This is a genomic window from Flavitalea flava (assembly GCF_054461575.1).
The window spans coordinates 132366-147155 of record NZ_JBTLQH010000003.1 but is presented as its reverse complement, the minus strand read 5'-3'; the positions used below and the strand labels follow the sequence as shown (position 1 = coordinate 147155).

The window sequence follows — 14790 nt, the reverse complement described above, 5'->3', positions numbered from 1 at the left end:
CGGAAATAATTTTTTTATGTATTTAAAAAATTTACTCCCTATTTTATTAAGCCTTTTGTTCATAGTCGAATCCGTTAATGGCTATTGCCAAAGTAATGGGCAGGCACCCCAGATTTCTCCGGTATCGCCAAATGAAGCTGCCTTGTTCAAAGTATCCGAAAGGCCAATCGGTGGCTATACCGGAATGGTACCGATAGGTTTACCGTTTCATACGGTAACCTGCGGCGCTTTATCCGTACCTGTTTCTATCAACTACCATATGGGCGGTATAAAAGTGGAGGAAGTGGCCTCTAGTGTGGGGCTAGGCTGGTCGTTACAAGCAGGCGGCTCTGTAACCCGCTTAATGCATGGTACTCCAGATGATGAGAAAAGTCCAGGGACCGGGTTTCTTTATTCCACCACCAAACCTTCTGGTTTTATTAGTGCTTATACCCTGCTCATGGCAGATCTGGTCCTACGGAATTACCTGGATATGGAGCCGGATATGTATTGTTACAATTTTAACGGTGAAACCGGGCAATTCTTTTTTGACGAAAGTGGCAATGTGGTAATGCAGCAGGAATCCGCCTTAAAAGTTGTCCCCGTATTTACCAGCTATACGATTACCGGGTGGATCATTACCGATGAGAAGGGCAATAAATTTTATTTCGGCTCCGATAAGAATAAGACGGTTACCTATAATGATTATTCCACCCAAACCTATGTGAGCGATGGCAATCTCAATAATAAACCCAGTATCATCCCTTACCTAACTACCTGGCATTTAGCCGAGATCGATGACATGAACGGCGAAAACCAAATCTTGTTTACCTATGGCTCAACAACGGCTCAATATATCACACTATCGGGTGGATATGGACCAACAGGCTTTATAGAGATCTTCAATTGTACTACGGAGGACAATTATACCGATAACGTCAGGCTCACGAACCAAACGACAGAGCGTTTCCTGACCCGGATACAAAGTCGCAGTGAGTATATGGTCTTCAACACTTCTACCACCCGAACCGATTATCCGGGAGGACCCCGGTTGGATTCTATTCAGGTATTCGATTCGGCCGGTGTCTTAAAAACAAAATACCATCTGAATTATGATTTCTTCCAAACAACCTTTGCTCCCCCGGGAGATCAATATTTTAAGCGATTAAAATTAACTAATGTGTCCATTTTTGGCTCCTCCGGAACGGACAGCCTGCTGTATCAATTTACCTATGAAACAAATGTCAATTTACCAAACCGGGTAGGTTTTGGAGTGGATTATTGGGGGTACTACAATGGCGAAGACAACAATGGGCTGCTTATTCCCAATCTTTTTTATACCGCCTATTCCACGAATATCCGCGCTACCGGAAAAGCCAAACGGGAGGCTAATTTTAATTATGCTAAGGCCAATACCCTTACCCGAATTACTTACCCTACGGGAGGATACCGGCAATTCACCTATGAGGGCAATCAGGCCATGCTGCCTTCGAATGATCAGATCCAACCTGACCCTGCGTATATAACCAATCGTTCCTTTAATAATACTACGGTAACCTTTACCAGTCCTACCCTACCGGCGATCAAGCAAACCTTTACGGTTAGTAGCGTCGATGGAGCCACCGAATTTAGTTATTTGCTGAGTGGAACGACCAGCGGCTCGTTTTGGGTGAAGCTTATCCATGTGACAACAGGTGGTGATGTCCTGATCAATACGTTTAACAATCAATATAACGGAACCTGGACTATCGGAAATGGCAATTACCGTCTCGAAGTTTATATGCCCTTCTCTACCTCTTTTACAGGGGTTCAAGGGAATTGGGGGGAAAGCACACTAAGCAGTGCTACTATTTCCCGCCCTGGCATGACCGTGTTAAAAAACAACCGTACGATTGGCGGCCTTAGGATAAAACAGATTGACGATTATGATCCAATTGCGGCCAAAACCTATTCCACCAAATACAGCTATAAACTCTATTCGCAGGATTCTACCCTAACCAGCGGGCTATTGGTTTCTCCGGTGGTGGTGGCCACTAATTCGGGCCCATGTGGGGGTCGAAGCGGATGCCAATATCTTAGGCTTTCCGCTAGTAGTTCCTATCCCCTGGCAGCGGATGGAGGGGCGTATGTGTATTATACGGAGGTAAGAACCTATCAGGATACCGCTGGCTGGACGGACAGGGAATATACCTATCGTGTAGATGGTGACAATTGGTATTATTTTTTATCGGAGGAACCGCTCGCCAATGCTGCGGACTATTCCTTCTGGCGGGGCAAGCTACTATCCGAAAAGATATATACCGGATCAGGTACTCTTTTGAAGAAAACAGTGAATCAATACCAGCAACTATACTACACAACAGGTCAGGCTTATAAAATGAAAGGGTATTATTATGATGGCTCTGTTGGTTGCTCAAATGGAGTTCTTTGTCACGCCTGTTATACGGGTTATACCATTGGAACCGGTTACTATCCCCTGTCGACTGCTATTGATTCGATTTTTGGAAGCGGCGGGGTGCAGGTGCTAAAAACCTTTTATACCTATTCTCCGGCAAGCGGCTACCCATTAGCACAATCGGTAACTCATTATGTCAATAACGGGGCAGTACGTATTGATAAGTATCGTTACGCCTTTAATAACCAGACAGACTTTTTACTCCCTCTTTCCGGTGCTGAAAAAACGATGATCGCTACCCTGTTAACCAATAATTTTTTCCAGCCCCTGGAACTTACCAGTACCTATACGCCACTAAGTGGCTCAGCCTCCTTTGTAGCAGGAACGAAATACAGTTATGGTTATTTTAATGGAAGCCGTATTCATTTAAGTACGGTTAAACAGTTCAAAACAATGGCAGATTCCATTACGGTTAATTATACTGCCTATGATACCAATGGAAATTTAACCGAATCGTACAAACAAAACGATCCAAAAACCGTCTGGATATGGGGCTATCACAACAGTTATCCGGTGGCCATGATCACCGGCAGTAATTATGTAACCTGTTCAGGATTTCTTACCAATAGTGTATTGCAGGCTCCATCTTCAGATGATGCGATCCGAACACAAATCGCACTAATCCGCTCCGGGTTGGCAGGATCTAAGGCACTTGTATTGGCCTATTCCTATTTACCGCTTATTGGAAAAACTTCCGAAACGGATGCCAGTGGAAAAACGACCTATTATGAATATGATAATCATGGCCGATTATCTGTCATACGGGATCTGAACCGGAATATCCTTAAAAAGGTCCAATACAATCCATAAACCTCATTCCCATTTATTTATATCTTTTTTATGATACGATTAACTACTGGCTTTCTGTTATCTACCTTCTGTTGCCTGCTATTCACAGGAATAACCCATGCGCAGGACGGTTTGGTGGTCACTCCTGCAGTTTATAGCAGCTCCACTAATAATTATATCAGAAGCTGGACGGCAGTTCAGCCGGATACGGTAACCACCGATTTTACGACGACATCTCCTTTAAGTAAGACAAGGCTAACCACTCAATATTTTGATGGATTAGGCAACCTCCTGGAAACAGTTGCCATGCTGGGATCTTATCCCACCAGTAATGGAGCTATGAACTATTCAGCCGACCTGGTTACGACAGTATCCTATGATAATATCGGACGGCAACAGCGCATATTCCTGCCTTTTGCGGCTAATGGCACAGGAGGGAATAGCTCGGTTTCAGACGGAGGTTTCAAACAAAACCCATTCGAGGAACAAGGTTTTTTTTACAGTGATGGTAATTTCTTAAGTCCTGTAATTGGACAAGGTGAGACCTTTTATTATGGGAAAACGGAGTTCGAATCCTCTCCCTTAAACCGGCCATTACGCATCTATGCTCCTGGAAACAACTGGGTATCCGGGGCTGGCAAGGGAATTACTTACAACTATTGGGTCAATACGATAACGGATTCTGTAAAGATTTGGATGGTGACCAATGGTGCTTTGGGCAGTTTTGGTTCGTATGCAACGATTGGAAGCTATTCAGCAGGGGAATTGTTTAAGAATGTGATCACCGATGAAAATGGTAAACAAGTCGTCGAATTTAAAGACCGGGAGAATAAGGTTATCTTAAAAAAAGTTCAATTAACGGCCACATCAGACAATGGCTCGGGAAGCGGATATAACGGATGGCTCAATACCTACTATATTTATGATACAGTCAATAACCTGCGATGTGTCATTCAACCTGCCACCGTGGCGCAATTGCCGGGAGCATCCTGGGTACTTTCTTCGACCATGTTAAGTGAAGGTTGTTTCCGGTATGAGGTCGATGGAAGACAGCGAATAATTATTAAAAAGATACCAGGTGCGGCGCCTATCAATATGGTATATGATAATAAAGACAGGCTGGTCCTTTCCCAAGACGGCAATTTACTGGTGAATCATCAATATCAGTACGTACAGTATGATACCTTAAACAGGTTAGTTGCCACTGGAGTTATCACCGACCCCACCAATTACAACAACCCTAATTATCATAGAAACCTGGCAGCCGGCAGTACAGCCTATCCTACTCTTTCCGGATACAACTATTCGGAGCTGACCCGAAGTTTCTTCGATGACTACTCCTGGCTTGCCACCTATGGAAATCCACTGCCCTCAACCAGAAGTACGGTGGATGATGGATTTAGATTTCCTGTTAGTAATACCATTTTTCCGTATGCCCAGCCTTTGACTCAGACCAGTAATTCTACGGGAATGGTAACTGGAACCCGATTAACTGTATTGGAAGGAAGCAGCTATGGAAATACCTATCTATATTCCACCAATTATTATGATGACCATAACCGGATTATACAAATCCAAAAAACAAATATTACCGGCAAAACAGATGTTGCTACCACGCAATTTAGTTTTACCGGTCAACCGGTCGTAATTGTTTGTCATACCTATAAAACAACCACCAATGCAACCGATATTTTGGAGACAAAAAAGTTTAGCTATGATTCCTTAAGCCGGATGGTCAAAATACAACTTTCCTATTTAAACAAATACAATGGGGCAACATGGGCGACTGGCAACGAAACAACGGTGCAATATCAATACGATGGTGTGGGTCAGTTAATTCAAAAGGGGTTGGGCAATAAACCAGGTTCTCCGGCAGGTACTCCACTAGGCAATCAGGCTTTTGCCTTTAATATTCGGGGTTGGTTATTGTCTATCAATAAGGCTTATGTCGATGCATCGGTCAATAATGATCAATTCTTTGGTGAAGAAGTGAGTTATGACAAGAACCCAAGCCTGGGGACCGTAACTCCCCAGTACAACGGAAACCTCAGCTCGATGCTTTGGAAAGGCGAAGGCGATCAAATCAATAGAAAATATGACTTTTCTTATGATCCGGCCAATCGCCTGACATTGGCCAATTTTAATCAATATGTTTCCGGAACCGGGGGATCTGCCATTTTCGATAAATCAGCCGGGATTGATTACAGCGTCAATGGCGTTAGCTATGACCTCAATGGGAATATTATGAATCTTCTCGAAAAGGGCTGGAAAGTAAAAAGTTCACCGACTATTGATAGTCTTTCTTATGTGTACCAGACAGGGAGTAATAAGCTGACTCGTGTTACCGATGGCGCTAACGATACTACGAACCGACTGGGAGATTTTACCGATGGGACCAATACAGGAGACGATTATAGTTACGATGCAAACGGTAATTTAAATTTGGATAATAACAAGAAGATGAGCAGTATTAGCTATAATTACCTAAACCTGCCATCAGTAATCAATATATCGGGAAAAGGAAAAATTACCTATACCTACGATGCAGCAGGGAACAAGCTTCAGAAATTAACGGTAGATAGTACGACTACCCTTCCTACCTTAAAAAAATCGCTTTATCTTGGAAATACGGTATATGAAAACGAAATTATACAGTTTGCCAGCCATGAAGAAGGGCGGGTTCGTTTTTCAGTTAATAAAAATGTTACCGATACCCTCCTTATACCCATATATGATTATTATTTGCATGATCATCTCGGAAACACCCGAATGGTGTTAACGGAAAATTTAAATACGAACCCTACCAGTTATACAGATTCCTATCCGGATGCCAGCCTGGAAGATTCCTCGATTGGTACAGAAAGATTGTATTATAGCGGCCTGGATAGTGGGAGAATCAATAAGACGACCGTGCCGGGTTACCCAAACGATACGTACACCAGTCCCAATAACTTTATTCAGCAATTATCCGGGAGCGGCTATAAAATAGGTTCCAATATAGTGATTAAGGTCATGGCTGGGGATCAGGTAAATATTCGCGCAAATAGCTGGTACCGTCAGAATGGTATTTCGCCAGGAACGCCAAATTCTGCGTTGACCTCTTTGATCGCCGGGCTGGCGACAGGAATTGCAGGGACAGACATTGGGCATTTTGGGATAAATCCGCTGAAGCAAACCGGTGTACTCGATCCGGGGATCACCAATTTCCTGAATTCAGAGACCTATACGGCTACCAAGCCTAAAGCCTTTCTAAATTGGATTTTATTCGATGAGCAATTTCATATGGTGGCTGGCGCTGGTAATAATAACAGCGGGTTTCAACAGGTAGGTAGTGATACGACCTTAACCACGCATACGGTTACCGGGCAGACCATGACCAAAAGCGGATGGTTATTCGTGTATGTAAGCAATGAAACACCAAACATTAATGTTTTTTTCGATAACTTGCAACTGACCCACCTTCGGGGACCTATCGTTGAAGAGACTCACTACTACCCGTTCGGACTGACGATGGCAGGCATAAGCGCGCAGGCAGCTGGAAAGCCGGAAAATAAATATAAGTATACTCGCAAGGAGCTACAGCATCAGGAATTTTCCAATGGTGCAGGATTGGATTGGTATGACTTTGGCGCCAGGATGTATGATGTACAGATTGGGCGTTGGGATAGGATCGATCCCTTGGCGGAACAATCCAGGAAATGGTCTCCCTATAATTTCGTCTACAATAATCCTATGCGCTTTATCGATCCGGATGGGATGGGCCCGGAAGATATATTATATGATAATCATGGGCGCAGGATTGGGTATGATGAAAAAGGCGATAATGGCAAATTACGTATAGTCACAGATAACAAGGAAATTGCTCAAATTAAGAAAAATGATAAAAACCATACGTTTACCCTTTCCTCCACCATTTCTTCCGGAATTGAAACTACGAAAGGGGTTCTTACCGAAGCCTTGGATGTGTTCGACAGGACGGTGAATAATGGAGGAGATAAAGAAGAAACATCCACGGTAACGAGTGAGGGAGTGGTAAATAGAGGAGCAACAGGCAGTGCTGAAGAACAACAAATTGATGGGCAAACGGTTATAACCTCAGCTATAAAAGTGCCGCCAGGGACCGGTAATACATTGATTCATTCTCATATGACGGCAATCAAACTTCAGGCAAATGGAGACATAAAAACAGGAAATGCTGAACTAGCAGGTCCTGCCGACTTTTTAAACTTTAGAATTTATAGCAACAATATTATTGTGGGAAATCTTGGTAGTCCAACTATTAGTACAGACCCTTTGGGACAACATTCAGTTATAAAACCAGAACAAGGTGCTGTTTTCTACGGGAATGGAACTATTAAGCCTTTTGATGTAACTATAGATGCATTAAAGAAAATTATTAAAAATTAATCATGAACCATTTAAGGAAATATATTTTCATTCTATTTATCACTCTATCGGGGAATAAGGGATTTGCCCAAGAAATGGATAAACGTCTAAATTTCGTAGTCCTAATTGACAACGAAGTCCCAACTCCTTCTTACATTTTAAATGGAGTCTTTCTAATTAAAGATAGTACAGGGAAAGAAGTAGAAAAAATACCCTTCCACTATCAGGTCGGTTTTTTGGAAATGACCACTATGGGGTACAATAAATTTTTTAATCCTGGGTATAAAAATAATATTTATTTAAAATTCCAGTTTTATGAAATGCGTCCAAAAGATATCACACATGATTATGAATATGAAATACCTAATGATATGATTAACCATTTGTATTATATTTTAAAAGTTTACAACTATTCGAATAAGCAAAGCAGAAAAAAATATTTACTAAAGAAAAGAATATATGGAATAGAGTTAACAACCCCTGGTATGGTAACCGTAATACCTAGAAAAAGGAAAAAATTTATCTTTTTTTTATAAAACTTACTTCCTTTTCAGATTGAGCGACTATGTTGATTTAAATTTTTATATTCCCGAAATAAAACCAATGAAATCAATAGTAATTTTTTCCGTTTTAATGTCATCCTGTTTTTTTTCTTTCAGCCAAACGGAAACACGCATCTTAAAAGTACACGATATACGGGGATACAATGATGGCTACGTTATCCAGGCGGTTGACCCAACAAACGCAGATACCTTGAATATTATTACTGATTTAAAAGACCCGGAAAAGAAACATCTCTACGAAAAAATAGTTATTGGCGAGAAGTACAAATTTGAATTTGATAACCCGGCGAAACACCTTTCCGGAAGACCTATTAAAGACCTTGTATTGGTAATTAAAACCACGGTGATCTGGAAAATTGAAGATGGCCTAAAAAACATGCCGGTCTATTCAACAAATATGAAAGGGCTATATATAAAAAAATAAATATAAAGCCAATACAAAAAATTATGTAGCGAATTTTATGTCGGAGTCTAATCCTGGGCCATGCAGTTGATAATTAACTTTTCAGGTCTCTGGGGACCACGCCGAATTTCTTTTTAAAAGCAGCTGTAAAATGATGGGGATATTTATACCCCATCCTTTCGGCGACTTCATGAATATCCATTTTTTCGTCCAGCAACAATCTTTTCGCCTCCTGCATGCGGACTTCTCCCAGGTAACCAAATACGGTATGATGGAACAAATCCTTAAAGCCGTTCTTGAGTTTTAGTTGATTGATCCCGGCCATCCGGGCGAGACCGGTAATGGAAAAGGATTCATCGTAATGCAGATCCATATATTCCCGGACAGCCTGCAAACGATCGATATCCCCCTGTTTCAGTGTTGACCGTTTAGTCTTTTTATCCTGATCCAACTGCCTTACCTGCAACAAGAATAATTCAATTGCCTTGGCTTCCAGGTATACGCCCTTCAAATGACCGTCATAGGGATTATTCCGCATTTCCCTGATGATGCCGTTCATAGCCGGCACCATCTGTCCCGTAAAGTCAGGTGATGGACTTCTGCAGACCGATTGATCCCGGAAACGCACCAGGAATTCGCTTTCTTCGGTAAACAATTGGGTGAAAAAGGAATCCGTCAGGGCCAATTCAAAAAAGGAACGGGGTTTTTCTCCGGTCGGGGCGACCGAAAAGTCATAGGGCCCGGAAGATTCGCGGTATACGACGAATTGTTTTTCTGCAATGGTCAGCCATTTTTTCTGATTGGCTGACAAAGAACCTGCCCGGTAGCCTGTCGGATAAGCTGCCGGAGAGTCTACCATTCGAAAATGGGAAACAATCGTTTCTTTTCCCGGATGGAGTGCTATTAGTTTTTCCCGGGGGTTAATATAACTCCCCCACTTCAGATCGATCTGGTCAAAAGATATCTCATCGATCTGCATCCGGTATCCGGAATCATCCCGTAAGGTCCTCGTCTGTTCCTGAAGACCGGATGCCCTCCCCTGCTTTTTTTCATTTTCCTCCATTGTCTTGCTGTTGCGCTTTTACAAAAAGTTCTTTTCGCGTTGATCTTCCTTCTTTTGCCGTTGCCCGTCTGCTCCCATCCGGCCTAAATTTGCCCTATCTAAATTAAAACATATAATGGAAAGAAAAAAGTACACCACCGTATTCGGTGCTACAGGCAGGATAGGCAAGGTTTTGCTCCGTTTGTTATCAGAGGAAGGGATACCCACCATAGCCATCACCAGGGATCTTAATAAGGCAATTCGTATGCCCAATATCGATTGGATAGAGGCAGATATGGGCGATAAGGAGAGTCTTCAGGCCCCGCTGAAAGATGCCAGGGCTGTTTTTCTGGCTTCGGGGATGAGCGATCAGATTGTAAGGGAACAGACCAATGTCATCGAAGCCGCCAAAACTGCCGGGGTGGAATTTATCGTAAAATTATCTTCGGGTATGGCGGATAAAAACTCCCCTTTATATATTGCCAGGGTTCATGGAGAGATCGAGGAAAACCTGAAAGGATCGGATATCCCTTCAGCTATCCTTCGCCCCAATGGTTTTATGCAAAACTGGCTGGGTGATCTGGCACAAACGGTTAAGACGGAACGAAAAATTTATGAAGCCACCGGCGATGGTAAAAGACCTTATATCGACCTGCGCGATATTGCAGAAGTTGCGTTCAGGGTACTCACCCATCCTTCCGATCATTCCTTTCATACCTATCAGCTCACCGGTGATGAAGCGGTGAATTACCTTCAGGTTGCTGACGTGCTTAGCGCGGCTATCGGTGAAAGGGTAACCTTTGTTCCGATCTCCCCACAGGAAGCACAACTACGTATGGAGAAAAAAGGAATGCCGCCCGGTCTTATTCACACTTTCCTGGCATATACAGAATTACAACGCTTGGGTAAAGCCGGTTTGGTGAGCAGCGATGTCCGGGATATCCTGAAAAAACCGGCCAGGTCTATAGAAGATTTTGCATACGACTATGTAGAATCATTCAAATGAGAATTTTTTTGAGATTTTTCTTAAGAAGAAAGATGATCCTTCATTAATTGTTTGCGTATTGCTTTTTGCATTTCCTTCCCTCCTTTTACAAAGACTTCGGCATGTTTGTGCTTGACCTTATCGACCGGCTCATGCTTTAAGCTCCAGGTTCCGATCTCGGCCATTAAGGGCAACAGATCGATGCCTTTTTCAGTGAGGCTATATATAAATTTCTGTTTATGTTCGGGGTCGGAACGTTTCGAGATCACCCCCTTGCGTTCCAGCATGTTCAACCGGTCCGTCAGGATATTAGACGCTATCCCTTCCTCCGACTGCAGCAACTCCCGGAAATGCCTTTTTCCTTCAAATAACATATCCCGGATGATGAGCAAACTCCACTTATCGCCGAATATTTCGAGGGTTAAGTTCATAGGGCAAAGAGAGCGATGATTTTCCATTTTTTATAGTTTTATTTTGCAACCAGTTGTTTTTTACAATCATTTCCCTACATTTACAACCAGTTGCTTTTTGCAACTACTCAAAGATACAGGCTTTCGCCTATTATTCATCATTTAATTATGCAAAAATGGAAAAAGTGATCGTGCAGTACAAGATCAAACCGCATCGGGTAGCGGAAAATGAAACGCTCGTCAGGGATGTCTATCAACAACTTCATCAGGTCAACCCACCGGGGTTCAGTTATTCGACCTATAAACTGGAGGACGGGGTGACCTTTATACACATTGCTCTGACGGATACGGCCAGCGGCAAAAGTCCTCTGCCCGGGCTCTCCGCCTTTTCGGCTTTTCTGGAAAACATCAAAGACCGTTGTGACGAGCTTCCGGTAGTTAACCAGGTAATGGAGATCGGGTCCTACCAAACCGGTCATCCGGTAGAAAATTTACAAGGGCGCTAAATCTCAAAAGGTTAAACCAGAAAACTGAAACAGAAAATTTAACACCAAATTTAAAAATCATTAACCATTTTAAAAAACAGGTACCATGCTTTTACAAAACAAAAACGCCGTTATTTATGGCGCAGGCGGAGCTATTGGCAGCGCCGTTGCCATTGCCTTCGCCAGGGAAGGCGCCAAGGTCTTTTTAACCGGACATCGTGCTTCAGGCCTTGAAACCCTGGCCGTGAAGATCAATGCCTCGGGCGGAACAGCGGAATCTTATGTGGTCGATGCTACCGACGAACAGGCAGTAAACGCTAATTTTAAGCTCCTCGTCAAAAAAGCAGGAAAGATCGATATTTCCTTTAATGCTATAGGTCTTCCGCAAACCGGCATCCAGGGCATTCCCCTGTTGGAATTACCGGCCGATAGTTTCACGCTCCCCGTTACTATTTATTCCAGGTCTCATTTTATCACCGCTAAATTGGCTGCCCAACATATGATCAGCCATAAATCCGGGGTTATTTTAACACTTACCGCAACGCCGGCAAAAGCGAAAGCTCCTCTGGTTGGCGGAATGGCACCTGCCTGGGCGGCCATCGAAGCCCTTACACGGACCTTCGCTACCGAATTAGGTCCTCAAGGTATCCGTGTCGTCTGTCTCCGGGCGGACGGAATGCCGGAAACGGAAACGATTACCGAGGTCTTCGGACTCCATGCAAAAGGCGCAGGTATGCCCTCTCATAAAGAATTTCAAACGCTGATGGAAAGTATGACCCTGCTGGGACGTCTTCCCACCCTGGATGAATTCGCGGAGACAGCTGTCTTTATCGCTTCGGACCGGGCAAGCGCTATCACCGGAACCGTTATCAACCTATCCTGCGGATCGATCGTGGACTAAACAGGTAAGTAGATTATACGGGTCAGTGGATTAGACCGGTCAATTGTTTCAGGGATATAAGAAATACCCGGATTGGGATCGTATACTACGGTTACAGCCGGGTATTTTCTTTTGAGGAAAAGCCATGAACCCTACCGAATAAAAGTCGCAATCCACCCCCTTATTTGTCATATTGTGCCCCGCCCTGTTCAGAATCCGTTGTTTACTTTTGAACAGGCAAATTATTCTAAACTATTTTTTTATGGAAACTATCATTACGGAAACCACCACTTTTGACAAGGACATAAAAGTTTTTTACAAGACTGCGAAGTCTTTTCCTGACGGAGCTTTGGAAGCACATCAAAGTCTTCATGCCCTGGTTCCTTTTTCAAAGGAGCGGAAATATTTTGGAATTTCGCGTCCTGAAAACGGGACTATCGTTTACCGGGCGGCCACAGAAGAAACCGTACCCGGTGAAGGGGAAAAATTAGGTTGTCAGACCATGATCCTGAAAAAAGGAAAATATATGAGTACGGTCATCCATGACTATATGAAGGATATATCCAGTATCGGTCAAACTTTTCAACAAATGATTGAATCCCCGGAAATAGATCCACAGGGTTATTGTGTGGAATGGTATATCAGCGATAAAGATGTAAAATGTATGATCAGACTGGCAGATTAGCCTTAAGATTCCCTTATCTTGGGCAAAAGGAAGATCGTGAAATTTTATTTAGCCATTTTGACCATCCTGGGATGGTTTGCTCTTGCTGCCCAATTTCAACTAACTTTTTCACATGGGGGCACTCCTCCCTTGGAAATTGTTATCCGGTATTTCAGTTATTTCACCATAACGACGAATATCCTGGTGGCATTTTGTTCTACCACCCTTCTGCTTGCTCCCCGATCCAAATGGGGCGATCATTTTTCAAAACCAACCACGCTGACTGCCATTACCGTTTATATCGTCGTCGTAGGTATTATATATAACCTGATCCTGCGTTACATCTGGCAACCGCAGGGATTGCAGCGTCTTGTCGATGAATTGCTGCATTTGGTCATACCGCTGCTGTTCCTGTTCTATTGGATCATTTTTGTGACAAAAAAAACGCTGACATGGAATGACTTTTGGCCCTGGCTGATCTATCCACTGGTCTATACCTTTTACATTTTTATCCGGGGGTATTTCTCCGGATGGTATCCCTACCCCTTCCTGGATGTTGATGTGATCGGATGGGGTAAAGCACTGATCAATTCCGTAGGGATCGCCATTGTTTTTGTAGCAATCTCCTTATTGTTTATTGCCTTTGGGAGATGGAGGGGGAAAAAGGAGTGAACCTACCAATATTTTAAAACCCGCCCGGCATGCGGGTTTTTTTGTTTAATACTGTTTAACAATTTGTTTATCAATGAATTATTAAAATACGTACTATCTGAATCAATTAAATGGAAATTGCCCGAACAAGGCGTTATGTAAAAATATTTCCTTATTTTCAATGAAGAATAAGTTCCGGGTTATTTTCTCCAATATCCATCTAAAAATCATTAGTGCTGACCTATAATCAATATCACCATATTAAATTTATTGATTCAACTTATTTTTTCACTGCTTAAATGAGAATGACGATGAAAAGCTTTTCCCGACTTTTGGCTGTTTGCACTACTATTGCGATAGTAAGTTTCCTCTCCTGTAAAAAAGGCGATACCGGCCCGGCAGGACCAGCAGGTCCCGCAGGTGCAGGAGGCCCAACAGGCCCCGCAGGTGCCGCCGGCGCACAAGGACCGACCGGACAGTCCGGCAACGCCAATGTCATGCAATACGTATATGCACCGGTGGATAACAACAATAATTTTACCGGTGTGGATCTGACCGGAGTCGCTCCGAATAATGGGATTGGTCTTCTTATTAAAGTTCTTAACGACACAGCAGATATAAGCGCATGGTTCACCTATCTGTACAAGGGCGGAGTATGGTATGCCGTTCCAGGATCCGGCGAGAGCGATGCCAGTACCTACAGCTTTTCGTATGGGTATGAGGATCTGACTACACCAGCGGATTCAGCGGTGTTTTTCGTTGGCAGGACTGCAGGGCCAGGCGAGGTCTATGATGCTTTGAGAATCGTGCGTATCCTGATCAGTAATGCCTCTACCAGCAGTACTTCGCACAACGGAAGTGGTTCCGGCGGACGCGGCCTGCCCCCCATCGACTTTAAGAATTATGCCGAGGTGAAAAAATATTATAATCTGCCATAAAGTTATTGTCCGTCAAGGAAGAGGCGCCTCCAACAGGAGGTCGTCTCTTCTTTATAGGTTTTAGCTTATTTAGGTTATAGTTTTATCCCCCTTACTGCATATCCGGCGCATTTATTTTTCGTTTTCTAAGAGGATTTCTAACAGAACACCCGATCAACCT

12 protein-coding genes are annotated in these 14790 nt (G+C 43.3%); 10 read left to right on the top strand and 2 right to left on the bottom strand.

Features of this window, described 5'->3' with window-relative positions:
* Positions 1-16 precede the first annotated feature (16 nt).
* The 4 genes from ACX0G9_RS05185 to ACX0G9_RS05170 are packed head-to-tail and all read left to right on the top strand — an operon-like array spanning position 17 to position 8596.
* Positions 17-3244 (top strand): RHS repeat domain-containing protein, encoded by a 3228-nt coding sequence (locus ACX0G9_RS05185; protein ID WP_459063796.1) that lies wholly within the window; start codon positions 17-19, stop codon positions 3242-3244.
* 30 nt (positions 3245-3274) lie between these two features.
* Positions 3275-7630: a DUF6443 domain-containing protein gene (locus ACX0G9_RS05180; RefSeq protein WP_459063795.1), complete on the top strand. Its 4356-nt coding sequence runs from the start codon at positions 3275-3277 to the stop codon at positions 7628-7630.
* A gap of 2 nt (positions 7631-7632) precedes the next feature.
* Positions 7633-8145, top strand: coding sequence for a hypothetical protein (locus tag ACX0G9_RS05175; protein WP_459063794.1), 513 nt, complete (start codon positions 7633-7635; stop codon positions 8143-8145).
* Between the two features lie 19 nt (positions 8146-8164).
* A complete protein-coding gene (locus tag ACX0G9_RS05170) occupies positions 8165-8596 on the top strand; it encodes a hypothetical protein (protein ID WP_459063793.1) in 432 nt (143 codons plus the stop codon).
* Positions 8597-8669: 73 nt separating this feature from the next.
* On the opposite strand, the gene ACX0G9_RS05165 is transcribed toward ACX0G9_RS05170, so the two are convergent.
* Positions 8670-9638 (bottom strand): helix-turn-helix transcriptional regulator, encoded by a 969-nt coding sequence (locus ACX0G9_RS05165; protein ID WP_459063792.1) that lies wholly within the window; start codon positions 9636-9638, stop codon positions 8670-8672.
* 115 nt (positions 9639-9753) lie between these two features.
* On the opposite strand from ACX0G9_RS05165, the gene ACX0G9_RS05160 reads away from it, so the two are divergent.
* A complete protein-coding gene (locus ACX0G9_RS05160) occupies positions 9754-10623 on the top strand; it encodes an NmrA family NAD(P)-binding protein (RefSeq protein WP_459063791.1) in 870 nt (289 codons plus the stop codon).
* Positions 10624-10643: 20 nt separating this feature from the next.
* Here the strand turns inward: ACX0G9_RS05160 and ACX0G9_RS05155 are convergent, their stop codons facing one another.
* Positions 10644-11060, bottom strand: a complete 417-nt coding sequence (locus ACX0G9_RS05155; RefSeq protein ID WP_459063790.1) for a winged helix-turn-helix transcriptional regulator — start codon at positions 11058-11060, stop codon at positions 10644-10646.
* Between the two features lie 128 nt (positions 11061-11188).
* Between ACX0G9_RS05155 and ACX0G9_RS05150 the strand changes: the two genes are divergently transcribed.
* From ACX0G9_RS05150 to ACX0G9_RS05130, 5 genes are all read left to right on the top strand, one after another.
* Positions 11189-11518 (top strand): hypothetical protein, encoded by a 330-nt coding sequence (locus ACX0G9_RS05150; protein ID WP_459063789.1) that lies wholly within the window; start codon positions 11189-11191, stop codon positions 11516-11518.
* An 85-nt stretch (positions 11519-11603) separates the two neighbouring features.
* Positions 11604-12398, top strand: a complete 795-nt coding sequence (locus tag ACX0G9_RS05145) for an SDR family NAD(P)-dependent oxidoreductase (protein WP_459063788.1) — start codon at positions 11604-11606, stop codon at positions 12396-12398.
* 241 nt (positions 12399-12639) lie between these two features.
* Entirely contained in the window at positions 12640-13062 is a 423-nt protein-coding gene (locus ACX0G9_RS05140) for a hypothetical protein (RefSeq protein WP_459063787.1), read from the top strand.
* A gap of 36 nt (positions 13063-13098) precedes the next feature.
* Complete coding sequence (locus ACX0G9_RS05135; RefSeq protein WP_459063786.1) at positions 13099-13713, top strand: Pr6Pr family membrane protein; 615 nt, start codon at positions 13099-13101, stop codon at positions 13711-13713.
* A 290-nt stretch (positions 13714-14003) separates the two neighbouring features.
* Complete coding sequence (locus ACX0G9_RS05130) at positions 14004-14630, top strand: hypothetical protein (protein ID WP_459063785.1); 627 nt, start codon at positions 14004-14006, stop codon at positions 14628-14630.
* Positions 14631-14790 lie beyond the last annotated feature (160 nt).